This is a genomic window from Pseudomonas serbica (genome assembly GCF_028823535.1).
In the GTDB taxonomy this organism is placed as follows: Bacteria; Pseudomonadota; Gammaproteobacteria; order Pseudomonadales; family Pseudomonadaceae; genus Aquipseudomonas; species Aquipseudomonas serbica.
Window position 1 is genome coordinate 173,938 of the sequence record NZ_JAQIYM010000003.1, and the last position, 25,954, is coordinate 199,891.

General features: G+C 60.7%; 21 protein-coding genes and 1 pseudogene. 6 read left to right on the forward strand and 16 right to left on the reverse strand.

What is annotated here, in order from left to right:
• Window positions 1-48: 48 nt before the first annotated feature.
• From NQL71_RS05735 to NQL71_RS05755, 5 genes are all read right to left on the reverse strand, one after another.
• On the reverse strand, window positions 49-2,469 hold the full coding sequence (locus tag NQL71_RS05735) for a TonB-dependent siderophore receptor (RefSeq protein WP_274642381.1): 2,421 nt from the start codon (window positions 2,467-2,469) through the stop codon (window positions 49-51).
• A gap of 116 nt (window positions 2,470-2,585) precedes the next feature.
• Complete coding sequence (locus tag NQL71_RS05740) at window positions 2,586-3,575, reverse strand: FecR family protein (protein ID WP_046820498.1); 990 nt, start codon at window positions 3,573-3,575, stop codon at window positions 2,586-2,588.
• Window positions 3,572-4,138 carry an RNA polymerase sigma factor gene (locus tag NQL71_RS05745; RefSeq protein ID WP_046820499.1) on the reverse strand — a complete coding sequence of 189 codons (567 nt, stop codon included), beginning with the start codon at window positions 4,136-4,138 and terminating at the stop codon, window positions 3,572-3,574. The genes NQL71_RS05740 and NQL71_RS05745 overlap by 4 nt, the downstream gene beginning before the upstream one ends.
• A gap of 233 nt (window positions 4,139-4,371) precedes the next feature.
• On the reverse strand, window positions 4,372-4,782 hold the full coding sequence (locus NQL71_RS05750; protein ID WP_046820500.1) for an HPF/RaiA family ribosome-associated protein: 411 nt from the start codon (window positions 4,780-4,782) through the stop codon (window positions 4,372-4,374).
• Window positions 4,783-4,996: 214 nt separating this feature from the next.
• Window positions 4,997-5,944, reverse strand: coding sequence for a LysR substrate-binding domain-containing protein (locus tag NQL71_RS05755; RefSeq protein ID WP_046820501.1), 948 nt, complete (start codon window positions 5,942-5,944; stop codon window positions 4,997-4,999).
• 135 nt (window positions 5,945-6,079) lie between these two features.
• On the opposite strand from NQL71_RS05755, the gene NQL71_RS05760 reads away from it, so the two are divergent.
• Both NQL71_RS05760 and NQL71_RS05765 read left to right on the forward strand, forming a co-directional pair.
• Window positions 6,080-7,456 carry an L-serine ammonia-lyase gene (locus tag NQL71_RS05760; RefSeq protein WP_166618412.1) on the forward strand — a complete coding sequence of 459 codons (1,377 nt, stop codon included), beginning with the start codon at window positions 6,080-6,082 and terminating at the stop codon, window positions 7,454-7,456.
• Between the two features lie 242 nt (window positions 7,457-7,698).
• The gene (locus NQL71_RS05765; protein WP_077182456.1) at window positions 7,699-8,016 is read left to right on the forward strand and encodes a DUF3509 domain-containing protein; all 318 of its coding nucleotides are present in this window, start codon (window positions 7,699-7,701) and stop codon (window positions 8,014-8,016) included.
• Here the strand turns inward: NQL71_RS05765 and NQL71_RS05770 are convergent.
• Window positions 8,013-8,513, reverse strand: coding sequence for a phosphate-starvation-inducible protein PsiE (locus tag NQL71_RS05770; RefSeq protein ID WP_046820504.1), 501 nt, complete (start codon window positions 8,511-8,513; stop codon window positions 8,013-8,015). The two genes, NQL71_RS05765 and NQL71_RS05770, sit on opposite strands and share 4 nt — an antisense overlap.
• 278 nt (window positions 8,514-8,791) lie before the next feature.
• Here NQL71_RS05770 and NQL71_RS05775 point away from each other — a divergent pair.
• A pseudogene (locus NQL71_RS05775) lies at window positions 8,792-9,055 on the forward strand (YebG family protein); the annotation flags it as partial.
• A 228-nt stretch (window positions 9,056-9,283) separates the two neighbouring features.
• Here NQL71_RS05775 and NQL71_RS05780 read toward each other — a convergent pair.
• Complete coding sequence (locus tag NQL71_RS05780; protein ID WP_008054432.1) at window positions 9,284-10,303, reverse strand: Glu/Leu/Phe/Val dehydrogenase family protein; 1,020 nt, start codon at window positions 10,301-10,303, stop codon at window positions 9,284-9,286.
• Between the two features lie 182 nt (window positions 10,304-10,485).
• On the opposite strand from NQL71_RS05780, the gene NQL71_RS05785 reads away from it, so the two are divergent.
• Window positions 10,486-11,289, forward strand: coding sequence for a SirB1 family protein (locus NQL71_RS05785; RefSeq protein WP_274642382.1), 804 nt, complete (start codon window positions 10,486-10,488; stop codon window positions 11,287-11,289).
• Between the two features lie 27 nt (window positions 11,290-11,316).
• On the opposite strand, the gene maiA is transcribed toward NQL71_RS05785, so the two are convergent.
• The 3 genes from maiA to hmgA are packed head-to-tail and all read right to left on the reverse strand — an operon-like array spanning window position 11,317 to window position 14,577.
• Window positions 11,317-11,952 (reverse strand): maleylacetoacetate isomerase, encoded by a 636-nt coding sequence (maiA, locus tag NQL71_RS05790; protein ID WP_248686598.1) that lies wholly within the window; start codon window positions 11,950-11,952, stop codon window positions 11,317-11,319.
• Window positions 11,953-11,964: 12 nt separating this feature from the next.
• Entirely contained in the window at window positions 11,965-13,269 is a 1,305-nt protein-coding gene (fahA, locus tag NQL71_RS05795; RefSeq protein WP_046820508.1) for a fumarylacetoacetase, read from the reverse strand.
• Between the two features lie 3 nt (window positions 13,270-13,272).
• Complete coding sequence (gene hmgA, locus NQL71_RS05800; RefSeq protein ID WP_046820509.1) at window positions 13,273-14,577, reverse strand: homogentisate 1,2-dioxygenase; 1,305 nt, start codon at window positions 14,575-14,577, stop codon at window positions 13,273-13,275.
• Window positions 14,578-14,737: 160 nt separating this feature from the next.
• Between hmgA and NQL71_RS05805 the strand changes: the two genes are divergently transcribed.
• Window positions 14,738-15,532: an IclR family transcriptional regulator gene (locus NQL71_RS05805; RefSeq protein ID WP_046820510.1), complete on the forward strand. Its 795-nt coding sequence runs from the start codon at window positions 14,738-14,740 to the stop codon at window positions 15,530-15,532.
• Window positions 15,533-15,563: 31 nt separating this feature from the next.
• On the opposite strand, the gene NQL71_RS05810 is transcribed toward NQL71_RS05805, so the two are convergent.
• The 3 genes from NQL71_RS05810 to NQL71_RS05820 form a co-directional block, all read right to left on the reverse strand.
• A complete protein-coding gene (locus NQL71_RS05810; protein WP_166618415.1) occupies window positions 15,564-18,119 on the reverse strand; it encodes a LuxR C-terminal-related transcriptional regulator in 2,556 nt (851 codons plus the stop codon).
• 139 nt (window positions 18,120-18,258) lie between these two features.
• Window positions 18,259-19,629, reverse strand: coding sequence for a DUF1329 domain-containing protein (locus tag NQL71_RS05815; protein WP_046820512.1), 1,371 nt, complete (start codon window positions 19,627-19,629; stop codon window positions 18,259-18,261).
• A 24-nt stretch (window positions 19,630-19,653) separates the two neighbouring features.
• Window positions 19,654-21,447, reverse strand: coding sequence for a DUF1302 domain-containing protein (locus tag NQL71_RS05820; RefSeq protein ID WP_077182450.1), 1,794 nt, complete (start codon window positions 21,445-21,447; stop codon window positions 19,654-19,656).
• A gap of 722 nt (window positions 21,448-22,169) precedes the next feature.
• Here NQL71_RS05820 and NQL71_RS05825 point away from each other — a divergent pair.
• Complete coding sequence (locus tag NQL71_RS05825) at window positions 22,170-22,940, forward strand: N-acetylmuramoyl-L-alanine amidase (RefSeq protein WP_077182449.1); 771 nt, start codon at window positions 22,170-22,172, stop codon at window positions 22,938-22,940.
• A gap of 49 nt (window positions 22,941-22,989) precedes the next feature.
• Here the strand turns inward: NQL71_RS05825 and NQL71_RS05830 are convergent, their stop codons facing one another.
• The 3 genes from NQL71_RS05830 to NQL71_RS05840 form a co-directional block, all read right to left on the reverse strand.
• The gene (locus tag NQL71_RS05830; RefSeq protein ID WP_274642383.1) at window positions 22,990-23,901 is read right to left on the reverse strand and encodes an SDR family oxidoreductase; all 912 of its coding nucleotides are present in this window, start codon (window positions 23,899-23,901) and stop codon (window positions 22,990-22,992) included.
• Between the two features lie 244 nt (window positions 23,902-24,145).
• A complete protein-coding gene (locus NQL71_RS05835; RefSeq protein WP_046820516.1) occupies window positions 24,146-25,048 on the reverse strand; it encodes an alpha/beta fold hydrolase in 903 nt (300 codons plus the stop codon).
• Window positions 25,048-25,830 (reverse strand): class II aldolase/adducin family protein, encoded by a 783-nt coding sequence (locus NQL71_RS05840; RefSeq protein WP_077182448.1) that lies wholly within the window; start codon window positions 25,828-25,830, stop codon window positions 25,048-25,050. Before NQL71_RS05840 ends, NQL71_RS05835 begins: the two co-directional genes overlap by 1 nt.
• Window positions 25,831-25,954 lie beyond the last annotated feature (124 nt).

Sequence of the window (25,954 nt, forward strand, 5' to 3'; positions counted from 1 at the left end):
CAGGCCGCCATCGCGAACAGGCTCGCTCCCACAGGACAGAGTCTTTGATCAGAACTCCAGGGTGCTCGACAACGTCACCTGCCGCGAATCCCCCATCGACACAAAGAACCGGCTTGCCGCCGAGGTGTAGTAGGTGCGGTCAAACAGGTTCTTCACGTTGAGCTGAAATTTGACCCGCTGCCCGTCGAGCTGGGTGTCGTAGGTGGCAAAGGCATCGGCGACGGTATAGCTCGGCAGGTCGAAATCATTCACGGCATTGCCCGCTCGCTCCCCGACATAACGCGCGCCAGCGCCAACCCGCAGCTGATCGCCGCCGATGACCTGGCCGAAATCGTACACCGCCGACAGCGAGCCGCTGTTTTTGGCCACGTTCTGCAACTGCTTGCCCTTGTAGACCGGGTCTTCGGTCACTTCGGCATCGGTGTAGGCGTAGCTGCCGATCATGCTCCAGCGGTCGCTGAGCTGGCCGCTCAAATCCACCTCCAGGCCACGGGAACGCACTTCACCCGCCGCGCTGTAGAGGGTCACCGGGCCTTCGGAATTGGCCACCAGGACGTTGCGCTTCTTGATATCGAACAGCGCAATGTTGCCCGTTACGCGGCCCGGCATTTCCAGCCTGGCCCCCACTTCCCACGACTTGGCTTCTTCCGGCGCAATGCTGCCGTCGAGCACCGTGCTGCTGCCGCTCAATGGCGCAATGGTCGAGTTGGGCTTGAACGATTCGGTGTAGCTGCCATAGAACGACAGCTCATCGGTGTAGCGGTAGACCAGTCCGGCGCGCGGCACCCATTTCTGCCCGTTGCTGTCGGTGTTGGCCTTGAACGGCTCGCCCTTGCCGGCGTACTGGTCGTATTCCTGGAAACGTGCGCCAGCCACCAGGATCCATTGGTGGTTGAGGTGAATCGAGTCCTGCATGAACACCGAATCGCTGCGCAGTATGTCGGTCTGGGCACTGTCGGCGGGGCTGACCGTAGTGCCTGGCACTTCGCGGCCGTACACCGGGTCGAGGTAGCTGAAGGTGGTCAGGCTCTTTTGCCGGATCAGGTCGGCGCGGTAGATCTTGCGGTATTCGTCATCGATCCCCAGCACCAGGTCATGTTGCATGCCGCCGACATCGACCTGGCCTTCGAGGCTGGCGGTGGTGAAACGGTCGGTGCTGATAGCATTCTGCGTGCCGTCCATGCTGCGCGTCAGCGTGCCGTCGCGGGTGTCGATGGCGGTCACGCGTACTTGGCTGGCGTCATAGGTTTCGCGATTCCAGCTGTAGCCGAAATGGGCTTTCCAGTTGTCGTTGAGGTCGTGGTCGGCCTTGAAGCGATACAGGTCGGAGCGCCCTTCCATGTTGTTGAACGGTTCGTCGAGCCGACGCTCCCGGGAGATGTCCAGCGGATGGTTGTCCCGCGGATCGATCACCGTGCCACGGTCGAACGGGGTGAGGAACTCCCGGTGTTCATAGGCGAACAGCAGCTGGGTGCTTTCACCGAACCAGGCCAGCGACGGCGCCACCAGGCTTTCGCGATGCACACCGTAGTTACGCCAGTAATCTTCGTCTTCGTGGTCCAGCACCATACGGTAGGCGAACTCGGAATCGCCCAGGGCGCCCGTGCTGTCAAAGGTACCGCCGCTGCCGTTCTTGCCTTCGCCATAGGTCGAGCCACGCAGGGTCAGGGCGTTGTACGGATCAAGCTCGGGCTGCTTGCTGACCATGTTCACCACCCCGCCCGGGTCCTGAATGCCGTAGAGCAACGAGGCCGGCCCCTTGAGCACTTCGACCCGGTCGACCGTCGCGTTCATGCCTCGCCCCTGTACCACCGGCATGCCGTCGCGCATGATCGAGCCGTTGCGGTTATCGCCGAAACCGCGGGTCATCACCGAATCCTGGGTACTGCCCAGCGTGTTGCCCTGGGTGATGCCGCTGACGTTCGCCAGCGCATCATCGAGATTGCGCGGCGCCTGGTCGCGAATGACCTGTGCCGGGACGACGTTGACCGTCTGGGGAATTTCCTGGAGCGGCGTCGAGGCGCGCATCACCGAGCTGATGGGCGGCGGCTGGTAACTGGTGGACTGATCCATCTGCGAGGTGATGGTGGTGGCGCCCAGGTTCAACGCGCCCTCGGTCGGCAGGGGCTCCAGGGCCATGGTGTGGCCATCGATGCGGCGGAAGGTCAAGCCAGAACCGCTGAGCAAGCGCTGCAGGGCCTGTTCGGCACTCAACTGGCCGTCGACTGCCGGAGCATTGAGGGCATAGGGCGCTTCATCGGTGTAGACCACGCTGATGCCGGTGACGTGACTGAAGTCGCTCAGGGCCTGGGGCAGTGGTTTGGCGACCATCGAAAAGCTGAACAGCGAACTTTGCCCGGGGCTGGCCTGCGCAGCCATCACCCCATTCAGCGGCAGCAGCGCCGCGAAGCTCAACGCAGAGACACCCAACCACTGTTTGACCGAACCCGATATTGCCCTGGACTTCATGACTCATGACCTGTGTAGAACCGCAACGGATGCGAATGACTCGCAGTTTCAGTCACTACACGAATGGCGTTCGGGTTTACCTCAGCAGAAAGTTGAAAATATTTTCCTGATGTCTCTCAGCGCAAAATGATCAGACGTCCCAGAACCTGATGCTGCTCAAACCCCAACACGCCCTGTAACGAACTCAACACCGCCTGCGGGTCCTTGCTCGCAAAGCTGCCACTGACCTTGCGCCGGGCCAACTCATCGTTGAGCAACACGATTCGCCCCGGGTAATACCTGCGCAGATCCTCCACCACATCGGCGACTGTCGCCTTGTAGTAATTGAGCCACCCCTGGCGCCACGCCAACTGCGCTTGGCTGTCCACCGCGTGGAGCTTTTGCGCCGTGCCTTCGCCATAGGCCACTTGCTGGCCGGCCGTGAGGATCTGCTGATCCGCATTCTTGTCCGCCTTCACGCCAACCCGTCCAGACAAGACCGTCACCTGCGCCCCATGGGGTTGCAGGCGCACCTCGAACTGGGTGCCGAGCACCCGCGCCTGGCCCTTCTCGGCGTCGACCACAAAGGGTTCGCCGTTATGGGTCACGCTGAAAAATCCGGCGCCGCGACGCACCTGCACGTGCCGCTCGCCACGGCTGAAATCCACGGCAATCGCACTGTCGGCATCCAGGGTGACCTGCGATTGGTCAGCCAGGGTGACGGTGCGGATTTGCCCCGGTGCCGAGACATAATCGGCGCCCAGGTCATCGAACCAGCGCGCAGGCTGCCAGCCGCTGCCGAGGCTGATCATCAGCAGCAGGCAAGCCGCCATGGCCAGCGCACCGGACCAACGCCCGACGCTGCTGCGGCGTGAGCGATTCATCGCGTTGAGATAACCCTGCAGCGCCAGCGCGTCCTCATCAGCAAGTGCGCGCGCCGGCACTTCGCTCAACTCCCACAGCACTTGCGCACGGGCGTAAGCCTCGGCATGGGCCGGGTCGGCCTGCAACCACTGGCTGAAGGTGGCCTGGTCAGCGCTGCTGGGCTGGTCATGCAACAGGCTCAGCCAGGCCAGCGCCTGCTGTTCCTGAGCGGGCGTCGGCATGACGCGTTCGATGCTATTCACTGTGCTTTCCCTGGCGTGCGCGCGTCGGGCTCCCGCAGGCTGGCCTTGCAGGCCTCGAGCGCGCGCATCATATGTTTTTCCACGGCACTTTGAGACAGGCCCATGGCCTTGGCGATCTCGGCGTATTTGCGGCCATGGATGCGGTTGAGCAGGAAGATCTGCCGCGTGCGCTCGGGCAACGCGCGCAACGCCGCTTCGACGTGGCGCAGATCGTTGCCCGCCTCCAGCGCCGCTTGTGGCTCGCTACCGACGCTAAGCGCCGGCTCCGCCATCAAGCCTTCGTTGGCCCGCACCCGCGTGCCTTCACTGCGCAGGTGGTCGATGGCGATGTTGCCGGCGCAGCGCAACAGGTAGGTGCTGAGTTCTTCCACTTGCACCAGAGGGCGGCGCCAGAACCGCAGGAACAAATCCTGCACCAGGTCCGCCGCCGTTGCCCGGCAACCGACGCGACGGTTCACCAGCGCTTCCATCTGCGAACGCTGGGAGAGAAACACCTGGAGAAAGTGCGCTCGGTCGGCGCGTGGTTCGGCGTGCTGGATATCGTCAGATTCAGGGGAAGTCATCGCTCAGTACTGCGCCATGGCGGCAATCGGGCTGGCCAACAGGCTCACACCGGCCAGCGTCAATGTGAAGCCGCATGAACGTCACGGGGCCAGCAAGGTGCAATACTAATGATAAATATTCTCATACGCAAAGCTATCGGATGAGATCGGGTTCCAATGAGAGGGCTTTAAAAGCAAAACGGGCCTGCAATGCAGGCCCGTTTTCTGTGGGAAGGTAAAAAGTGAATCAGGCGTCAGCCGTTTTGCGCAGCCTGTTCGTTTTCAAGAAACTCTTCTTCCAGTAGCACATCGGCGTGAGCCCTGCGCTCGAACGGCACCACAGCGGCTCGTGGTTTGCCTCGCAATTTGCCGAACAGGTGTTCCAGCGCATGCTCGAGTTTCTCGGCGGCTCCGTCGATCGCCAGTTCCAGGCTGGCAGCTTTATGGGTGACAGAAATCGGTTGGTGGCCTTTTGGCCGCGCTTCCAGCTGGCAGCGCATATCGTGGGGACCAGGCTTGTCGCCGTTCTCGTCCCGCAGGTGAACCTCGACGCGTGTCAGGTCCTCTTCGTAGCGTTCGAGCGTGCTCTCAATGGTAGTACGTACCCACTCCTCCAGTCGTTTACTGCCTTGAATATGGTTATCGCTATTGACTTGGATTTGCATAGTTCATCCCTTATTTCAGCTAGCTCGCGAGAGGCCGGTCAGCTAAGCCCTTGGGCGTCATCACCGTGACCTCTTGGTTACACAATCGGTCTGTACGATGAACAATTCAACCCCTAAAAAAAGATAAATATCTATTCGCAAAAAAAGCCGGACAACCGGCAAAAGCGCTGTTAAGGTCGGGAGTTGGGTCGCCCCGCTCTTATCTGATAATTACTCACATCTGCCCCTCCGACAGCGGGTGCAAGCCGCGAAAAATCCCTGCCTCCTCCACCAGCCAGTCATGCACCGCACGCACGCCCGGATGGCTCAATGCCCCCGGCGCATAGAGCACCATATAGCGCTTGTGATTGGGCACCGCCAGGCCGAACGGCACGATCAATGCGCCCCGTTCCAGCTCGTCGTTGAGCAGCGTTCGTCGCGCGATCGCCACGCCCATCCCGGCAATGGCCGCTTCGATGGTCAGGTGATTGCGATTGAAGGTATGCCCGCGCCGCACATCCGCCCCCTCAAAGCCAATGGCATCGAGATAGAACTCCCACTCCGCATATTCGTAGCTGCCGCGCCAGGCGGTGATGTCATGCAACAGCGGAAAATGCAGCAGGTCCGCCGGGCCATGCAGCGGTGGGCGACCGCGCAACAGGCCGGGGGCACAGACCGGGAAAATCTGCTCGTCGAGCAGGGCTGTGGATAACAGGCCCGGGTAGCTGCCGTCGTTGAGGTCGATGGCCAGGTCGAAATCACCTTCATGCAACGGCACGCTGCTGTCCTCGGCCACCAGGCGCAGCTGAATGTCCGGAAACCGCTGCTGCAAGCGCGGCAGTCGCGGCGTGAGCCATTTGCTCAGGAAGGAAGGGATCGAACGCACTCGCAGCGTACCGCTGATCATGCCCGCGTCGAGCCGGCGCAATTCCGCATCGATGCTGCCGTAGGCCTCGTTGACCGTAATGGCCAGGCGCTGGCCTTCGGCGCTCAGCTCCACGCCCCGGGCACGCCGGTGAAACAGACGAAAACCCAGGCGCTCCTCCAGTTGCCGAATCTGCTGGCTGACCGCCCCTGGGGTGATGTGCAGCTCTTCGGCGCAACGGGTGAACGACAAGTGCCGTGCGGCACAGGAAAACACCTGCAGCCAAACGTATGTCTGGGCGTGTAATTGACGGCTCATCGTTTAGTCCTGCTAAAGGCTCTCTTAGGAAGTTTCGTTGGTCACTCAAGACCGAGGCAGGCAGTATCGCTGAAATTGCGCTTGTCCTACAGAAATGGCAGCGATTCATCCTCCATTACAGGAATAGGCTTTAGCATGGCTATCAGTGTTTTCGATCTCTTCAAAGTCGGCATCGGCCCGTCCAGCTCCCATACCGTCGGTCCGATGCGGGCCGCGGCGACCTTCGCCCAAGCGCTGGTCGATCAGGCTTTATTGAGCGATGTGCGGCGCGTGGAGATTCGCCTCTTCGGTTCCCTGTCGGCGACCGGCGTCGGTCACGCCACCGACCGCGCCTGTGTCATGGGCCTGATGGGCGAATGGCCGGACCGTATCGATCCCACCACCATCGACAGCCGCATCCACACCCTGCGGGAAACCGGCGAGCTGTCCCTGGCAGGCCAGGCGACTATCGCGTTCAACTGGTCCCGCGATCTGCTGCTGCTCGACGAGAGTCTGCCCTACCATCCCAATGCCATGTCCCTGACAGCGTTTGGAGAGACGGGCGAGCTGTTCGAGCAAACGTACTACTCGATCGGCGGCGGTTTCATCATCGAGGCAGCAGAGGCCGAATCCGGTGTGGCGCCTGCCAGCGACGTGGTGCTGCCGTACGACTTCTCCAGCGCCGCCGAACTGCTCAAGCTCTGCAACCAGCACGGCCTGCGGGTTGGCGAATTGATGATGGCCAACGAACGGGCCTGGCGCAGTGACGAGGAGATCCGCCAGGGCCTGCTGCACATCTGGTCGGTGATGCGCGAATGCGTCGAGCAGGGGCTGGTGCACGAAGGCATCCTCCCTGGCGGGCTGAATGTGCCGCGACGCGCGGCGAAATTGCACCGAAGCCTGTTGGAAATCGGCAAGCCGAACGTCATCACTTCGACCCTGTCGGCCATGGAATGGGTGAACCTGTTTGCCCTCGCCGTGAACGAAGAAAACGCCGCCGGTGGGCGCATGGTCACGGCGCCGACCAACGGAGCAGCGGGAATTATTCCGGCGGTCCTGCACTACTACATGAAGTTCAACCCTGACGCGTCGGACGATGACGTCGTGGCGTTCTTCCTGGGCGCTGCCGCCGTCGGCATTCTCTGCAAGAAAAACGCCTCGATCTCCGGCGCCGAAGTCGGCTGCCAGGGCGAGGTCGGCTCAGCCTGCGCCATGGCCGCCGCCGGTCTGGCAGAAGTGCTCGGCGCCACGCCGGAGCAACTGGAAAACGCCGCCGAAATCGGCCTGGAACACAACCTCGGCCTGACCTGCGACCCGGTCGGTGGGCTGGTCCAGGTGCCGTGCATCGAGCGCAACGCGATTGCCGCGGTCAAGGCCATCAACGCTACGCAGATGGCCCTGCGCGGCGATGGCAAACACTTCATTTCCCTGGATCGGGTAATCCGCACCATGCGCGACACCGGCGCCGACATGCACGACAAGTACAAAGAGACATCACGTGGCGGCCTGGCCGTGAACTGGGTGGAATGCTGACCGGTTTGGTGGCATGCGGGCAGACAGTGCCCTGAAACGGGCCGGCAACAACAAGGTGGGCCACAGTGCCCGCCTTGTTTATGCCGCGTTTGCTGTCCGACAATCTTTCGGCATGCCCCTTGCTATATCCCGCTTGGAACATTGATGGCGATATTGACGAGAATGGCCGATGGTCCGGCGTTGCGAACCAACCCGATCATGGCCGGTCAACAACTGCACGTTCAATCAAGCGGTGACGCATCATGGACAACCCTTTTCAGCTCATTACCGATGCCTTTGCGGCGCACTATCAGATCAACCTGAGCATTCAGGGTCTGGACGGCAGCATCATGCTGACCCTGTCCAACAGTGGCCGCGTAGTGGCAAAACGCATGATCAGTGCCGAACAACGCAACGATCCCCAACGCCTCAAACGCCTGGTGCAAAGCATTCAGTTCGGCATTGCCATCGAGCAGGGCCACAGCGCGGTGGCCATCCTCGAAGCCATGACCGATGGCGGCACGGGCCCTCTGCCACCCCCTCCTGTGAAAAACCGCCCGTGCCCGGCCATCAGGCTTTAAATCTCGCCCTTCTCCACCTCCGGATGCTCACCCGAGCCCGCACCGGTCTTACGGTGCGGGTGCTCGATCTTCACCGACGGAAATTGCGATGAGGCATAGCGCACCACCAGGATCGCAAACGCCAGCAGCAGAATTCCGCCGCACAGGTAAATGATCCCCAGGTCCGGTGGATTGTGATGGGAAACATTGGAAATCAGCAGCCGCGTGAGCGCCGTGATGGCGACGTAGATCAGGAAACGCACCGGCATGTGGTTGGTCTTGAAGTAAATCCCGACCATCGCCCCCAGTTCCAGATAGATGAACAGCAGCAGGATATCGTCGATCTTGATATGACCTTGCTCGAGCATCCCGAGAAACTCCATCACCGCTGCCCACGCGGTCACCGCACCAATGGCAAACAACGCCAGGTAATGGAAGGTTTCGACGAACAGGTTCCCCAGCGACTCGGCCAGCTCATGGACATTCTGCCGCAGTTTTTCGGCCCAGTTGATTTTCACGATGATGCTTCCTTAGGTCGGCTCGACCGGATAATGCAGGTTGGACGTGACGTTTGTTCTGCATGCAGAAACAAGGCCACGATCATGATGGCGAGCCGCCGTAGATTCTGCTCCGTGGCGTTTGGTCGCAGCTACCTTTAGCTGAGGCCTGACAAATCCCGAAACCGGCCTACATTAAAAAGCCACTACCCAAACCCCGGGGATTCGCTTATCCTTTGCTGTATATAGATACAGTAGTCGAATCAGACTGACCAATGTGAAGGCATGTGAGGTGGTGAATGGCCGTCGAAGTGGTATACCGCAGCAGCCGAGATCTGGAGCGCTTGTTCATGGATAAAGCCGAAGCTGACCGTCATGACAAGATGCTCGAACTGGCCGAGTTGCTGGCTGAAGTGTTGCAAAAAGCTGTTCCGTCCCTGACCGAACAGCAAGTGGAAGAAGCCGGGATCTACATGGCGAAGAACCGCGATGTGTTCGCCAAGGCATTCAAGAGCCAGCCGGACGCCTTGTCCGAACTGCTCACAGCGCCAGCGGAAGTCGAAGAGCCGGTGAAAGCACCTGCAGCTGTTGAAACGCCTGCGGCCAATAAAGAGCAAAGCGCAGAACCGGTTGCCCCGCCCAAGCCTGCCAAGGCTGCGAAAACAGCGAAGTAAGCGGCGCCAGAATTGAATAGGCCCTGAGTCCGATGGACACAGGGCCTTTTTCATTTGTGAAAATCAAAAGATCGCAGCCTTTGTAGGCGCTGCCGCAGGCTGCGATCTTTTGATCGTCTATCGGTAAAGCACTTTCTCCGCCAGCTCGTCCGCCACTCGGGCCGGTGAGCGTTTTTCCGCCTGGGCATGGGCGAAGACTTCGGTGAGGCGCGAGCTGATTTTCGACAGGTGCGCAGTGATGGTCCCCAGCTCTTCGCCACGATGCTTGAGCGAAACATAGATCAATCCACCGGCATTGATCACGTAATCCGGCGCATACAGAATGCCCCGTCGTTCGAGCTGATCGGCGACGTCCAGATGGGTCAGCTGGTTGTTCGCCGACCCGGCCACTGCCGAGCAGCGTAGTTGCGTTACGCTGTGGCTGTTCAGCACCCCGCCCAGACCGCACGGCGCAAGAATGTCGCAAGGCGTGCTGAGCAACGCGTCGTTGGCAATCGGATGGGCGCCGAGCTGCTCCATCGCGAGCTGGACCTTGCCGTGGTCGATGTCGCTGACCAGCAGCTCGGCACCGGCGGCGTGCAGCTGTTCGGCCAGGGCAAAACCGACGTTGCCCAGGCCTTGAATGGCGACGCGCAAGCCTTCGAGGTTATCGCTGCCCAACCGGGCCATCGCCGTGGCACGAATTCCGGTAAACACGCCCATCGCCGCGTGAGGCGCAGGATCGCCCGCCGACGTGGTGCTGGTGACGTGCTGGGTCTGTTGGGCGATGCAATCCATGTCCGCCACCGAGGTGCCACTGTCGATGGCGGTGATGTAGCGCCCGTCGAGCTGATTGATACAGCGTCCGAAAGCTTCAAACAGCGCAGCGCGATTGGCCACGTGGACGGGGCGAATGATCACCGCCACACCGCCGCCCTGGGCCAGGCCGGCCAAGGCCGCTTTGTAGCTCATGCCTTGGGCAAGGCGCACCGCATCCTCGACGGCCGACTCGTCGCTCGGATACGCCAGGTAACGGCAACCGCCCAGAGCAGGCCCCAAACGGCTGTTATGAATGGCAATGACCGCCTTCAACCCTGTGGCCGGGTCGACGCTCAGATGCAGCGATTCAAGGCGAGTGCTTTGCATGAGAGCGAACATCGTAGGGCTCCCGAATCACTTCTTGTAGTCGCCAGTATAGGCTTGCGCCCAAAAATTGCAGAAGCGCACCGGAATAAGCAACGGCGCCATAAAAGCTTTAGGAAATAACCGCAATTGCTCCCGTGCGGTACTGGACGGATGGCAAAGACCGGTCTAAAACGAGGCATAGCCCGGAGATTCCGATGACGCCGCGCCAATCGTTTTTCGCCTGCCTGCAACGATCACCGCCTGCGCTGTTCGAGGCGGCGCTGTGGATTGCCGTCGAACACGACAAGCAGGTAAACCCCGAAGCGGTAATGGCGGACTTCAAGGAGCTGCAACAGCGGATCAGTGGTGGTTTGCCGATGCTGCCCGTGAGCGAGTTGGCGCAACCGTTGCTCAGGCGCATGGTCGAGCTGGGGTTCGCCCAGGACGACTTCGCCCCCTTGCGACCGCAAGTGGCATTGCTCGATAAAGTCCTGGAACATCGCCGCGGGCAGCCGCTGTCACTGGGGCTGATAGCCTTGGAACTAGCCCGAGGCCTGGAGATTCCCCTGGTCGGTGTCAACTTCCCGGGGCATTTCCTGCTGCGGGTGCCAGGCGCCGATCATCTGCTCGACCCTTGCGGTGGCCGGCGCCTGTACCCCAATGATTGTCGGGAGTTGCTGCATCGCCAGTACGGCCCGAACATGAAGCTCAATGCTGAACACCTGGTCACCGCCGATCCGGCGCAAATGCTCCAACGCCTGTCACGCAACCTGCGCCAGCTGCATCTTTCCCACGACGATTACATTGGCGCGCTGATCGACGCCGAACGCGTGCTGGAACTGGGCAATGCCAGCGCCTCCGACTATCTGGCCCGGGCCAGCCTTTACCAACGGCTGGACTGCCCGAATGCCGAACGCTTCGACCTGGAGCATGCCCTGCTGCTCAGCGACGATCCGATCCAGCGGATTCGCCTGACTGAGCGGCTGGGGCATTTGCCGCCCAATTCCATCGTTCATTGACAGCAAAAAGATCGCAGCCTGCTGTTATCAAGGTGTGTCTGGCTGATTCGCCGGATGCGCCTTGATGAATGCCGGATGCGCCGCCGCCAACGCCGCCACCCGACGAATCCGCGGATACGCCTCAAGGGAGATACTGAAACGCTCAGCCGCGTACAACTGCGGAATCAGGTAGACATCCGCCAAACCTGGCTCAGGCCCGAAGCAATAACCCTCATCCCCAATCAACTGTTCCACGGTCGCCAGGCCCTGGCTGATCCAGTGCCCGATCCACTCCATGACCTGCGGTTCATCGTGACCCAGCTGGCGCAACCGGTTGAGCACGCTGACGTTGTGCAGCGGATGCACATCGCAGCCAATCACCGCCGCCACACCGCGCTCACGGGCGCGAGCAGCGAGGTCCCTGGAAAGCAGCGGCACCTGTGGATAACGCTCCTCCAGGTATTCGATGATCGCCGGTGACTGAATCAACAGCTCGCCTTCATCGGTGCGCAAGGCCGGCACACGACCTTGCGGGTTGATGGCCAGATAGGGCGGCTGCCGATGCTCGCCACCTTGCGCCGCGATCAAGTTGACCGGCAGCGCCTGGTAATCCAGCCCCTTCAACGCCAATGCAATCCGCACCCGATAGGACGAGGTCGAGCGGTAATAGGTATAGAGCTCCATGACCTGCTCCTCTTAACGCGCCGGCACGACTTTGCCGCGGCATTCACCGAAACCGATGGACGCAAACCCTTCGCGGCTGCAACGGCCACGCAGGATGATTTCATCGCCATCCTCGAGGAATTTGCGCACCTCGCCCGATGCCAGTTCGATCGGCTTCTTACCGCCCTCGGTGATCTCCAGCAGACTGCCGAACTGACCGCTTTCCGGGCCCGACAAGGTGCCTGAACCGAACAGGTCGCCGGCCTGCAACTGGCAGCCATTGACGCTGTGGTGCGCGACCATTTGCGCCACGGTCCAGTACATGTGTTTCGAGTTGCTCAGGGTCAGGCGATGGGCAGGCAGGTTCTGTTCGCGCATCGCTTCGGTCAGCAAGAGCACTTCCAGCTCGATGTCAAAAGCACCGGCGGCCTGATCACGCTTATCAAACAGGTACGGCAGCGGCTGCGGATCGCCTTGCGGGCGGGCAGGCTGGGCGCGGCGGAACGGCTCCAGCGCTTCGGCGGTCACGACCCACGGTGAAATGCTGGTGATGAAGCTCTTCGACAGGAACGGCCCCAGCGGCTGGTATTCCCAGGCCTGGATGTCGCGCGCCGACCAGTCGTTGAGCAGGCAGAAACCGGCGATGTGATCGGCGGCGTCGCCGATGGCGATGGCGTCGCCCATGTCATTGCCCTGGCCGATCCAGATGCCCAGTTCCAGTTCATAGTCCAGGCGTGCGCACGGACCAAACGTCGGCTCGGTCTGGCCGGCCGGCAGTGTCTGGCCTTTCGGACGGCGCACGTCGGTGCCCGACGGGCGAATGGTGGAGGCGCGGCCGTGGTAGCCGATAGGCACGTACTTGTAGTTTGGCAGCAACGGATTGTCCGGGCGGAACAGTTTGCCCACGTTCTGGGCGTGCTCGATGCCGACGTAGAAGTCGGTGTAGTCGTTGATTTTCGCTGGCAGGTGCATCTGGCAATTCGCGGCCAGCGGGAGCAGTTTTGCACCCTGGGCTTCGATCTTGCCATGCAGGGTGCTGCCCTCCTTGAGCAGTTCGATCAAACGCTCACGCAAGGCCACCCGAGCCTCGCGGCCCAGTTCGAAGAAGGCATTCAACTGACCACCACGGGTGGCTTCGACGGCGGCTTTTGCCGCGCCCTCGAACAGGCCGGCCTCGAGCGCCGCTTGCAGGTCGAAGATATGGTCGCCGATGGCCACGCCACTGCGCGGCGCTGAACCCTGCACGCTGAACACGCCCAATGGCAGGTTCTGCAGCGGAAAATCCGCATGATCGTTGGCCGAAGCAACCCAGCTGCGAGTGATGGAAGTTTGCGTCATGGGTTATCTCCGGGTCGGGTCGAAAGTGGCGGGAAAAGTGGCCCAGCAGGCATCGTAGTCAGCTTGCAATTGCGGGCATTCAAGAGCAAAGCGGCTCGGACGCAGCACTTGGCTGGTCTCGAACATGAAAGCCATGGTGTTGTCGATTTTCGCGGGTCTGAGTTCGGCGTTGATCGCTTTGGTGCAGGTCTCGCCGTCTGGCCCGTGAGCGCTCATGCAACTGTGCAGCGACGCGCCGCCAGGCACGAAACCTTCGGCCTTGGCATCGTACTCGCCCTGGATCAGGCCCATGAATTCGTTCATCAGGTTGCGGTGGAACCACGGCGGACGGAAGGTGTTCTCGGCCACCATCCAGCGTGGTGGAAAGATCACGAAGTCGAGGTTGGCCAGGCCGTGCACGCTGGTCGGCGAGGTCAGCACGGTGAAGATCGACGGGTCCGGGTGGTCGAAGCTGACCGTGCCGATAGTGTTGAAGCGACGCAGGTCATATTTGTACGGCACGTTGTTGCCATGCCAGGCGACCACGTTCAACGGCGAGTGATTGAGCTCGCAGCCCCACAACTGGCCGAGGAATTTCTGTACCAGGGTCGTGGGTTGTTGCAGATTTTCGTAGGCCGCCACCGGAGTCAGGAAATCCCGCGGATTGGCCAGGCCGTTGCTGCCAATCGGGCCCAAGTCCGGCAGGCGCATTGGCGCGCCATGGTTCTCGGCGATGTAACCGCGCGCTTGCGGGTCGAGCAGTTCGACGCGGAATTTCAGCCCGCGAGGCAATACGGCAATTTCCAGCGGCGCCACTTCCAACACGCCCAGTTCGGTGGCGATGCGCAGGCGGCCCTGTTGCGGCACCAACAGCAGTTCGCCGTCGGCGTTGAAGAAGACGCGCTCCATGGAGCGATTGGCGCAGTACTGATAGATGCTGATCCCCGCCGGTTTATCCGCGCCGGCGTTGGCCGCCATGCTCACCAGGCCGTCGATGAAATCGGTCGGCTCGGCGGGCATATCCAGCGCATTCCAGCGCAGGCGATTGGGCGTCACTTCGCCCAGCGGGCCGCCAGCCAGTTGCCGATCAAGCTTGACGAAAGCCGGGTGATTGGCCGAGGGCTGGATGCGGTACATCCAGGTCCGCCGGGCTTCGCTGCGGGCCATGGTGAAGGCGGTGCCGGAGAACAGTTCGGTGTAGAGACCGTAAGGTGCTTTCTGCGGGGAGTTCTGACCGACAGGCAGTGCACCGGGCAATGCTTCACTGCTGAATTCGTTGCCAAAGCCTGACTGATAGGCCAGCGCCTGGACGTTTGAATCGGAGTTCATGGAGCCTCCTGAACAGGGAGTCGGCAATGGCCCTTCACTCTATGAAAGCGATCATGGCACGCCGGGGTTGTTTTTATCGTAATCTGATTACGCATAACGTAATTTGATTGGTATTGACCGTCAAGCTATAAAGACGCCCATTCGTCCCGGGATCCCCTCCATGGAAAAGCCTGAAAGCAACGGTAAACAGAAAGTCCGCTCCGCCGAGGTGGGTACCGACATCCTCAAGGCGTTGGCCGAGCTGTCGCCCTCGACTTCGTTGTCACGCCTGGCCGAGCACGTGCAAATGCCCGCGAGCAAGGTCCACCGCTATTTGCAGGCGCTGATCGCCAGTGGCTTTGCCGAACAGAATGCCGCGACCAACCATTACGGGCTGGGCCGCGAAGCCTTGCGCGTCGGGTTGGCGGCACTCAACAGTATGGACGTGCTGAAAGTCGCCGCCCTGCCGTTGGCCGAGTTGCGCGACGACCTGAACGAAACCTGTTTTGTGGCGGTGTGGGGTAACCAGGGCGCGACCGTGGTGCACATCGAACCGGCGGTGCGCGCGGTGACCGTGGTAACCCAATTGGGCTCGGTATTGCCACTGCTCAGTTCATCCACCGGGCTGGTGTTCGGCGCCTACCTGCCCAAGCGCGAAACCGTGGAGTTACGCGAGCAGGAACTGCAATCCGCCAGCGCTCACCCCCTCAGCGATGATCAGGCCTATGAAGCGCTGTGCGGGCAGATCCGCGACCGCGGCCTGCACCATGTGCATGGTTTGCTGATGCCTGGCGTCGATGCATTGTCGGCACCGGTGTTCAACGCCGTCGGGCACGTGGCGGCGGTAATCACCATTGTCGGCCCGACCTCGTTGTTTCATGCCGACGAAAACGGTCCGGCGGCGCAGCGTCTACTGGCGGCAACACGGGCCGTCAGCTGGCGGATGGGCTATGAACCATCCACTGTCATGGGTTAGCCGGATGACAAGGTGCCTGCCCCTTCGGACGTCAAATGACAATGCCCAACACTTTCGCCTTGGCCACGGCTTGCGTCCTGCGTTCCACACCCAATTTGCCGTTGATGCGTCGTGCGTGGGTCTTGACCGTATGCAAGGAAATGAACAACAAATCGGCAATCTGTTGATTGGAGTTGCCCTGCGCCACTAACCGCAGCACTTGTATTTCACGCTGGCTCAACTGGTTTTGGGCTGCGCCCGGCGCCTTCTGTTCAGCGCGCGACTCGGTCAGCCCGATAGCGTCAGGTAGCTGCGGCTGGCGCAACTGCAAATCGCGCAGGGCCTGTTGCAGGTTGCACCGCTCAACCAGGGCCAATCCTTGCGTCAGTGATTGCCTCGCAACGTCCGGATCGCCGTCAAGCCAGGCGACTTCAGCCATGACCAGATGCAGTTGCCCTTGCAGCGCCAACATGCCCCGCTGACGGGCCCGTTGCAATTGGGCTTCGAGCCGTTCCAGTGGCACTTGCGCCTGCCCCAGGTAAACCTCGGCCAAGACCAGCAGTAACTCCAGGCCGTCTATCAGTTCCAGCGTGGCGGGCGGAGCCTGGCGTGCGCAGGGGCCGTGGTAGTGACGCAACACCCGGGTCAGGGCCTGGTGCGCCAGTTGCGGTCGTCCTTGTTGCAGCCAGAAATGGATACTGGTGTGCAGTAAGACACTGCGATACACCGACTCAGGAATCCGTCGTTGCTGCATCAACCGTTCGGCGTCGCGCAACAGGTCGAAAGCCTGGGCGTAATCCAGGCGATTGGCCGCCAGTTGGGCCAGCCCGAGAAAACCATACAGCGCTCTTTTGTCCTGGCTACACAAGCAAATCTGCAGGCCGGACTCGAAGTGCATGGCCGCCTGTTGTTCCCGACCCAGGCTCAAGTTCAATCGGCCCCGACGCAGGGCGATCCGTCCCAACAAGGGTTCGGCATTCGAGTGCTGCCGACAGAGCAGGCTGTGCATGTGGGCGAGCAGGTCATCGGCCCGGCCGGACGCTCCGCGTTGCTCGAGCAACTGCGCGTGATCAAGCTCCAGCAAGCCCTCGAATACCAGTGATCCTTGCGCCCGGGCGAGGCACAACGCTTCCCGGTTGAGCGCCTGCGCGACGTCAAGTTCGCCCCGCAGCAAGGCCTGTTGGGTCAAACCGGACAGGCACATCAAGCGCGCAGGCCAACACTCGTGGTCGAGCTCGCCCAACGCCTCGAGAAAGTGTGCCCGCGACACGTGCATGCGCCCCTGCAAATGCAGGAGCCAGCCTTGTTGAGCCTGCCAGCGCGCGATCAATTGCCGTTGAAGGACTGCCGACGGCTGGGGCGCGAATCGGGACAACTGTTCAATGCACTCGCCCGCCTCCTCGAAGCGTCCGGCGAACAACAAGGCCGCGGTGATCAACCCGACCAGTTGCGGCGAGCCGAACAGCAGCTCCTCGCCGCGTTGCTCGTGCAAATGCAGGAGCAATACCACGGTCTGCTCTTCGAACAGCTGCTCGAAATCGAAATGCTGCAACAGACTGACGGCGACCTCGAACTCCTGCGCCAGCAAGGCCTGTTCAAACGCAGCCTTCCAATCCTGTTCGGCGACGAACCACTGACAAGTACGACGATGCCAGAAGCGTCCTGCCGGCCATTGTTCATCGCGCATCAACCGGCTCAGGGGGGCGAAAACCTGCCACCAGTCTGTCGAATCTTGCCAGGGCTCGATGAAACAGCCCAGCTCTTGCAACGCGCTCAAGTATTGCGCGCCCTCGCCAGCGCCGAACAGATGATCGCTGAGCCGGGCGTTGAAACGTGGCAACTGCGCCAGCACGCGCCAGGCCTCGGCCAGTTCCGGTGTCAGATGGGCAAAGAGCTCATGCTCCAGGTAGTCGTGCAGGGTATCCGGTCGACCACTGGGCGTGTCGTGGCGTGTCCAGTCGCATTTTTGCAGCAGCGCTATCCGCACCCCGGCGCACCAGCCACCACTGTCCCGGAAAATCCTCTCGGCCCCTTTCGCGGCCTGGCCCGGTTCCAGGTGATGCAACAGTTTTTCGATTTCATCCTGATTGAACGCCAGTGCGGCAGGCTCGGCATCGTACAGCTCATCACCCAGCAGGAGCCGTGGCCAATTGCACGGCGGACGTCTGCGCCCACTGAGCCACCAGGTGACCATCGGGCTGCTGCCGGCCAGCAACCGGTCGAGCAGCAGGTCCAGTTCCGGGTGAGGCACACGGCAGTAGTCATCGATAAACAGCCAGGTCGCTGTTGGTAGTCGAGCCAGGTACTCCAGCAATGCGGACTCATCCGACGTTGCCAGCCCCAGCGTCTGCGCCAGGCGCTGGCAAAAGCCATCCACGCTGAGCGCCTCACCCGCCAATGGCAGCCAGCGGACCTGAGAGGCTGCAGGCGCGTTGAGCATGCACTCGACGAGCAGCGCACTCTTGCCACTGCCGGCCGGTGCACAGAGCAATTTCACCCGCGCCGTCGAGTCCAGCAGCGGCTTGACCAGACGCGCGCGATACAAGTGATGGGGAGACAATCGGGGCAGGTGTCCAGGACGGTCCAGACACGTCGTCATGGCAGTCATAGTGGTGCGCCTTTTTATTTTTGTGGCGCCACCCTAGCCCTCTGTTGAGCGCTTATTGAAGAAGTATTCAACACACTTATCGAGTCCTATAAAAAAGGTGACCGCAAAGTCACCTTTATGTGCAAACCCTGTAGGAAATTTACCTCACGCCTGTACTCCGCAACGCCGCAGGCGTGTAGTCCCCTGCTTTGGCAGCGATGTTGAATTCGAAGCTGCGTTTCTCTTCGTTCTTCATTCCCAAGGCGATGTAGCGACCGGCAATCAGGTCGTACAGTGCTTCGACCGTGTAGGCCGGGACCTGATGATCGTAGTAGAACTGTGCGTGCCCTTCGGCCACCCGCCAGAGCTGGCCACGACCGTCATAGTGATCGGCCAGGGCCACCTGCCAGGTGTCTTCGTCGATGTACATGTGACGCTTGGCATACACATGCCGCTCATTGGGCTTGACCGTGGCGACCACCTCCCAGACCCGATGCAGTTCATAGCGGGTCAGGTCCTGATTGATGTGCCCGGCCTTGATCACGTCCGTGTACTTGAGGTCGGGCGAGTCAAGCTTGTAGCTGTTGTACGGGATGTACATTTCTTTCTTTCCGATCAGCTTCCAGTCATAGCGATCCGGCGCTCCGGAAAACATGTCGAAGTTGTCCGTGGTGCGCAACCCGTCGGAAGAGGTGCCCACGCCGTCATAGGCCACTTGGGGGGCACGGCGGACACGGCGTTGACCGGCGTTGTAGATCCAGGCCTTGCGGGGTTCCTGGACCTGGTCGAGGGTTTCGTGAACCAGCAGCACGTTGCCCGCCAGGCGAGCCGGCGCGGTGACTTCCTGCTTGAAATAATTGAGGACGTTTTCATCGCTGCCTGGCTTCAGGTCACCCAGCAGTGACGGCACCGCCACTTCGTCCTTGAACCGAATGACCGTGAAATCGCCATTGGACTGGGGCGTTGCCTGGGTGATGGTGCGACGCAGGTTGCCGCCGTGATAACGGGTGATGTGGTTCCAGATCACCTCGACCCCGTTCTTCGGAATCGGAAAGGCGTAGTAACGATTGCCAGTGAAATTGGCCAGGCCGTTGCCGTCGTTGGTCGGTATCACATTCAGCGCGCTGCGCTTGGCCGCCTCGTTGACCTCGGGCGGCAACGCCGCTGTGCGATGGCTCGGATAAACCGGGATTTTGTAGGTGTCGGGGTAGCGTTTGAACATCGCGACCTGGCCATCGGACAGCTTGTCCTTGTGCTGCTCCACGGTCGCCGCGGTGATGATGAACAAGGGTTTTTCATTGGCGAACGGGTCGGCAAGGAAGCCCTTGCTGTCCACTGCGCCCGCATTTTTTGAGAGGCCGCCGGTCCACGCCGGAATCGTTCCGGCGGCATTACCGGCCTTCTCGGCGCCCAGCGGGGTGAGGCTGGTACCGAGCTTGTTCGCTTCTTCCGCCGATACCGCCGCCATCACGTTGACGGCCAGCAGACTCAGGGCCAGGGCGGAGCCCAATTGCAGAATCATCTTGCGCATCGAATTCATCCTTTTTCAGCCAGGTCAGAAGTTCACGCCAAAGCTCAACGCGACGAAATCGCGATCTTCGAGCACGTTGTAGTCACCGCCGAAGAAGTCGGTGTAACTGAGGCTTGCGGTGTAGGTGTTGCGGTAGTCCGCGTCCACGCCGAGGCTGACGGCCTTGGCACCTTCATTGAACAACCCGTTTGGGCCGTAGCCGGCGACATCGTGGGACCACGACAGGTTGGGGCGGAAATTGATCCCGGCGATGACGTTGTTGTAATCGAGGATGGCGCGGGCGCGGTAACCCCAGGAGGTCGACGTGACGAAACCATCGGTATCGCCGCCGAAACCGTATTGGCCGTACACCGAGTCGCGGCCATAGCGCAACTTGCTGCGCGACTCCAGGCCACCGACCCGAACCACGGCTGCTTCCCCCACCAGGGTCAGGCGATCCGCGCCCGCGACCTGATCGACGAAGTGCGTGAGGGTGCTCTGGATCTGGGTCACTTCCTTGCGCCGGTAGCCTTTGTTGTCGGCACCGGGTGAGGTCGCGATCGGCGACGCCGCACCACCGGCGATCGGATTGAGCATCGCCAGGGTCAGGTCGGTGCTGTTGACCTGCACGGGCAGGTTGGGGCGATAGCTGATCTCGCCTGTCCACGCCGTGCCAGTGGGCAAGGTGGTGGAGAAACTCGCGCCATACAGGCGAATGTCTTCCGGGTATTCAAGGTAATACTGGCCGCGACCGAGCATCACGCTTTGCGCCAGTCCCGAACCGCTGCCGGGGGCGATGGCATTGGCCGTGGCGACGATTCGTGGAAGGCTCGCCAGCGTCGACAATCCGGCCGTCGTCGTTCCGACATTCGGCGTGCGACTGTGATAGTTCATGAAGTACAGACCGTATTCGGTGTCGTCTCCCAACCAGCGCAACGCCGTGCCCCACTGTCCCGAATCGCGGGCATCACGGTCGCCGCCACGGGGCACGACCACGCCTTCGCGGGTGACTTCAAAGCCTTGGCCAAATGCCGCGGCAATCGGCTGCAAGGGCGCAATGGCCGGGCTGGCCACGGTGTAGCCCTTGTCGCAACCATCGGCCACCACGTCGGCGCCGAAGAAGGTGCCGCAGTTATCGACGACGGTCTGGTCCCACTCCAGTTGATAGAAGCCTTCCACCGTCAACTTGTCCGTCAGGCCTTGGGAGGCGAACAGCATGTTGACCGGAATCAGGCCCTCCTTGATCTCCGCGCCGGGACGGCGGAAGGCGGATACGTCGACCGGGTTGATGCTGTTGATCGAGTTGCCGATGAAGGTGCTTTCACCCCAGCTGACCACCTGCTTGCCAGCGCGCACCGTGCCCGGCAGATCGGCGATGGAGTAGTTGTGATAGACGAAGGCATCGAGGATCTGCCCACCGGACGACTTGGAACCCTCTTTGCGATTGTGATCGCTGATCGGCTTGAACGGCCGGTCTTCGTCCTTCAATTCGAAGTCGTACCAGTACTTGCCACGGACGAACACGCCGGTGTCGCCGTACTTGAGCTCAAGGTCGTGAATGCCCTTGAAGATCTTCGAGAACGTTTCACCCTTGCCGAAATTCTGCCGCCCGTCATCACCGGTCGACGCCTGCCCGCTGCCGCCGTTGACGATGCCGACCAGCGAATCATCGGCATCGCGCATGCCCCAGCTCGCCCCGACCGACAGTGAAGAGTCGAACGTGCCCTCGATTTCGCCAATGTTGAATGACAGAGCCTGCGCCTGGGCACAGCACCCCAAGGCCACCGCAACGGCCAGCGCCTGCGGTGTGAAGATGGCGCGCATTGTTGTTCTTGTCATGCGTCTTCCCCGGTGAGTGACAGAAGGCCACACCCTACTGCCGCACGCCGGGAGCGATAAGCGCACAAAGGAGGTATTCGTGGTGTCGCTCCAAAGGATGAATGCCTGCCTGGAACGGGGAACAACGCGGGGCATAGACACACTGGATGGGGCGGCATCAACCAGAAACATGGTCTACGCTGCTGGCAGGCAGGACTGTTGCACCCACCGTAACGGTGCATCTTCGCGATCGCTATTTTTCCTTGGCCGGCAAAGACTTATTCTTGCCCTGCGCTTTCGGGAAAACAGCCGCAAGCACAAAGCGACGCAAGGTGCCCTGCCCTCGCGGCTCGCGACAGATTTCAGATGATTTGAACGTATCGAGTCATCACCCCGTGTACATCGACGTTGATTTGTAGCTCCTGGATCCAACGTCTTCTTTGGCCGCTGCGTTTGCAGCGGCCTTTTTTATGGGCGGTAGTTCAAGCGGGGCTGTCTAATCCACTTATAGTTTAACAAGCGCTCAACAAGACACTTTCTCTAACTATATACATCTTGATTCTATTTCAGGCCGATAGAAACACTTATCAACTTTCCACGTAAAAACTCACCTGTTTTTCAGAAATTCCCTAAAGGCTTTGGTAATCACCAGAAGCACTCCGGCAATTACGCTATCTCGCAGATCAGAACCAGTCACGCCCCATTATCCGTTGACCTCCCGTTAATTCATTGCGAGTGCATTCATGAAGTCCATCAGCTACGACAAATACCGCTCGACCAAAAGTTTCAACAGCCGGATTCGCTTTCTTGTCTTTCACTACACGGCGGTCGATTTCGCCAACTCGGTAAATATTCTGACGGGACCGTACGCCAGCGCACACTATCTGGTTCCGGACATTACAGATCCCAGTTACCTGAACGAAGGTTTTACCGAACAGGAAGTCTTCAACCTGGTGGATGAATCCCATCGGGCCTGGCATGCGGGTGTCAGCCAGTGGGGCAATCGCGGCAATCTGAATGACACGTCCATCGGTGTGGAGGTCGTCAATCTTGCGACGGATGACAACGGCGAATTTACCTTTCCACCCTACCATCCCGAACAGATCGCCGCCGTTGAAGAACTGGCACTGAACATCCTCAAGCGCTACCCGGACATCACCCCGACCCAGGTACTGGGGCACTCGGATATTACGGTTGGACGAAAAAGCGACCCAGGGCCTGAATTTCCCTGGCATGCACTTTATCTCAAAGGTGTCGGTGCCTGGTTCGACGAGGCCACTCGAGACGACTATCTACAGCAATACAACGCCTGCGCCATTCCGGCCCGCAGCGAGTTGTTAACGCTGTTCAGGAAATACGGGTATGACATCTCCGGCGCTTCGACCGAAGAAGGTTTTAAACAACTGGTGCGGGCATTTCAGATGCATTTTCGCCAAGAGCGTTACGACGGGGTGATGGATGCGCAAACAGCGGCAAACCTGGCAGCGCTGGTATCCAGGTACTTTCCTCGATAACCGATGAGAACAGCAGGCAAGGTCATTCGATATGACCTTGCCTGCCGCGTTACATCGAATACTTCTGCAAATTCCCCATCATCTCCTTCAACGCCTCGATGTTGTCCTTCGGATGCGCCGCGCCCTCGAAGTCGCAAATCTGCTGCCAGTGCGCCGCGACGTCTTCCGGGGAAAAGCCGACCCGCGGATCGAACCCGGCGCCGAGGCTGCGTTCCCAGCGCACCTTGCCCATCCAGCCGCCGCCCACTTCGAACAGCCCGGAGGTTTCCTGGCAGTTTTCGCTGGCCAGGTACACCACCAACGGGCTGACCAGTTCCGGTTTGAGTTGTTCGAACACTTGCGGCGGGATCAGGCCTTCGGTCATGCGAGTGCCGCCGGTGGGGGCGATGGCGTTGACCAGGATGTTGTTCTTGCGGCCTTCGATGGCCAGGGTGCGGGTCAGGCCGTAGAGACCGAGCTTGGCCATGCCGTAGTTGGACTGGCCGAAGTTGCCGTAGATGCCTGAGGTGGACGCGGTGAAGATCACCCGGCCATAGTTTTGTTCGCGCATGTGCGGCCAGGCGGCGCGGGTCACTTTGTAGGCGCCTTCGACGTGGACGCGGTAGACGAGGTCCCAGTCGCCATCTTCCATTTTGTGAAAGGTCTTGTCGCGCAGGATGCCGGCGTTGTTGACCACCACGTCGACGCGGCCGAAGGCGTCGAGGGCGTGCTGGATGATTTTGTCGCCGTCGGTGACCGAGTCGTGGTTGGCCACGGCAGTGCCGCCCGCTTCGCGAATTTCGTTGACCACGCGGTCTGCCGCCGAAGCGTTGGCACCTTCGCCCTGGGTCGAGCCGCCGAGGTCATTGACCAGCACCTTGGCCCCCTGTTTGGCGAACAGCAGTGCGTGCGCCCGTCCCAGGCCGCCACCCGCACCGGTGATGATCACGACTTTATCTTCGAAACGCACAGACTCATTCATGGGGAACTCCAGCAGGCCAGGGACATTGGATTGGAGTGTCAGGCACGTGACTGCGGGTCACAATGAATACGGGGGAGGCTGAATGGTGTGCGATAAGGCAGGGGGATGATGAGCACAAATCTTGTAGGAGCTGGCTCGCCAGCGAAGGCGGCCTTGAATGTAGCGCTGCTCTTTCGGGCCTCTTCGCTGGCAAGCCATCCCACAGTGGATCGGGTTGGTCGCGAGGGTCGGTTCCACAGGACTCCTAGGAGCAAGCCACCTTGAGCGGCGTCGAGATCAACCGGTCGCGAAACGCCAGGTAGTGTTTGAGCACCTGGCACGGCGCCTCGATCTGCGGGTAATGACCGATGTCGCTCAGCAGGATCGTGTCCGGGTTGGGTACCAGCTCACGGTAGCGCGCAACCATGTGCGCACCGGAGATCGGATCGACCTCGCCATCGATTACCCGCAGCGGCACTTCACCGCGCTGCATCGCGCCGACCCAACGCTCGCGCTGGGTTCGCCGCTCGGGGATGTAGGCAATCAATTTATGCATGACCCGTGGCCCGTGATTGCTTTCGACAAGGCTCCAGAAATCATCCATCTGGCTCTCGCTGGGACGGGTCTGGGGGCCAAAGATCTGGCGGAAACTCTTCACCAGGCCATCACGACTGAAAGCACGGCCAATCATCCACCCCAGCGGGCTGAGCAGGAGTTTTTGCATCAGCACCGGGCGATGGGTTTCGGGAAAAAGCCCGCCGTTGAGGAACACGCAACTGGCGAGGTCGATGCGTGCTTCGTAATGTCGGGCCAGCAGTTCCTGGGCCACGCTGTCGCCGTAGTCATGGGCTAACAGGTGCAACGGTTGCTCGACGCCCAGGTGAGCCAGCAGCGCCTGTTGCAGGTCAGCTTGCTCAAGCAGGCTGTAATCGTGATTGACCGGTTTGGCCGAGTCGCCGAAACCGAGCATGTCACAGGCAATCACCCGATAACGCTGGGCCAGGGGTTGCCAGAGGTAATGCCAGTCCCAACTGGCGCTGGGGAAGCCATGGATGAGCAGTAATGGCTCACCCTGCCCCGCTGTCCAGTAACGGATGGCCTGACCACGAAACAGGAAAGTCTGGCTGCGCTTTCGCCAGACGCTCAGGGGAATCTCGGCAAGTTGCATTAGAGTTTATATCCCGGGTCCAGTTTATCGAGCTTGCGCAGCAGCGCCGGCCAGGCCAGCGCTCCGCCCATTCCTTGAGCACTTTTGGTGACACCGGCGATCATCGCCTTGGCACCGGCGAGAATCTGCGGTTCGATGGCGATCAGTTCCGCCCCGCCGTTCTGCGCCATGACCTGAATGTCGCAGGCACGCTGGAAGATAAACATCGCCAGGAAGGTGTCGGCGATGGTGCTGCCGCAGGTCAGCAGACCGTGGTTGTGCAGCATCAGGAAGTTGTTTTCCCCAAGGTCGGCTTGCAACCGCGCCTTTTCCTCGTGGTTGAGCGCAACGCCTTCGTAGGCGTGATACGCAAGGCTCGACAGGACAAACAGCGACTGCTGACTGATCGGCAGGATGCCTTGTCGCTGCGCCGACACCGCCACACCCGAAGCCGTATGGGTGTGCAGCACGCATACGACATCGTGGCGAACCTCATGCACCGCGCTATGGATGGTGTATCCCGCCGGGTTGATCTCGTAGGGGCTGTCCATCAGCTTGTTGCCGGCCTGATCGACCTTGACCAGGCTCGACGCGGTAATTTCGTGGAACATCAGCCCATAGGGGTTGATCAGGAAGTCTTCGGTGCCCGGCACCTTGGCGGAAATGTGCGTAAAAATCAGATCATCCCAGCCATGCTGGGCGACCAGGCGGTAGCAGGCAGCGAGGTCGACGCGGGTCTGCCATTCGGCAGCGCTGACCTGGTCTTTGACGTAGGAGGTGGATTGGACGGGGGCTACGCTCACGACAAGGAACCTCGGTTTTTATTATGGAGTGTTTCCAATGACTACCGAGTCTAGTCACCCTCCGAGGTTCGCGTAGTTGCATTGGCAGCCAGCTTGATGGCCGAGCGAGTCAGTGACTCGATGA

Excerpts from the sequence above, each read along its gene's own strand:
- NQL71_RS05735 (WP_274642381.1), bottom strand. The coding sequence starts at position 2,469 with ATGAAGTCCAGGGCAATATCGGGTTCGGTCAAACAGTGGTTGGGTGTC.
- NQL71_RS05745 (WP_046820499.1), bottom strand. The coding sequence starts at position 4,138 with ATGACTTCCCCTGAATCTGACGATATCCAGCACGCCGAACCACGCGCC.
- NQL71_RS05750 (WP_046820500.1), bottom strand. The coding sequence starts at position 4,782 with ATGCAAATCCAAGTCAATAGCGATAACCATATTCAAGGCAGTAAACGA.
- NQL71_RS05755 (WP_046820501.1), bottom strand. The coding sequence starts at position 5,944 with ATGAGCCGTCAATTACACGCCCAGACATACGTTTGGCTGCAGGTGTTT.
- NQL71_RS05760 (WP_166618412.1), top strand. The coding sequence starts at position 6,080 with ATGGCTATCAGTGTTTTCGATCTCTTCAAAGTCGGCATCGGCCCGTCC.
- NQL71_RS05765 (WP_077182456.1), top strand. The coding sequence starts at position 7,699 with ATGGACAACCCTTTTCAGCTCATTACCGATGCCTTTGCGGCGCACTAT.
- NQL71_RS05780 (WP_008054432.1), bottom strand. The coding sequence starts at position 10,303 with ATGTTCGCTCTCATGCAAAGCACTCGCCTTGAATCGCTGCATCTGAGC.
- NQL71_RS05785 (WP_274642382.1), top strand. The coding sequence starts at position 10,486 with ATGACGCCGCGCCAATCGTTTTTCGCCTGCCTGCAACGATCACCGCCT.
- maiA (WP_248686598.1), bottom strand. The coding sequence starts at position 11,952 with ATGGAGCTCTATACCTATTACCGCTCGACCTCGTCCTATCGGGTGCGG.
- fahA (WP_046820508.1), bottom strand. The coding sequence starts at position 13,269 with ATGACGCAAACTTCCATCACTCGCAGCTGGGTTGCTTCGGCCAACGAT.
- hmgA (WP_046820509.1), bottom strand. The coding sequence starts at position 14,577 with ATGAACTCCGATTCAAACGTCCAGGCGCTGGCCTATCAGTCAGGCTTT.
- NQL71_RS05805 (WP_046820510.1), top strand. The coding sequence starts at position 14,738 with ATGGAAAAGCCTGAAAGCAACGGTAAACAGAAAGTCCGCTCCGCCGAG.
- NQL71_RS05810 (WP_166618415.1), bottom strand. The coding sequence starts at position 18,119 with ATGACTGCCATGACGACGTGTCTGGACCGTCCTGGACACCTGCCCCGA.
- NQL71_RS05815 (WP_046820512.1), bottom strand. The coding sequence starts at position 19,629 with ATGCGCAAGATGATTCTGCAATTGGGCTCCGCCCTGGCCCTGAGTCTG.
- NQL71_RS05820 (WP_077182450.1), bottom strand. The coding sequence starts at position 21,447 with ATGACAAGAACAACAATGCGCGCCATCTTCACACCGCAGGCGCTGGCC.
- NQL71_RS05825 (WP_077182449.1), top strand. The coding sequence starts at position 22,170 with ATGAAGTCCATCAGCTACGACAAATACCGCTCGACCAAAAGTTTCAAC.
- NQL71_RS05830 (WP_274642383.1), bottom strand. The coding sequence starts at position 23,901 with ATGAATGAGTCTGTGCGTTTCGAAGATAAAGTCGTGATCATCACCGGT.
- NQL71_RS05835 (WP_046820516.1), bottom strand. The coding sequence starts at position 25,048 with ATGCAACTTGCCGAGATTCCCCTGAGCGTCTGGCGAAAGCGCAGCCAG.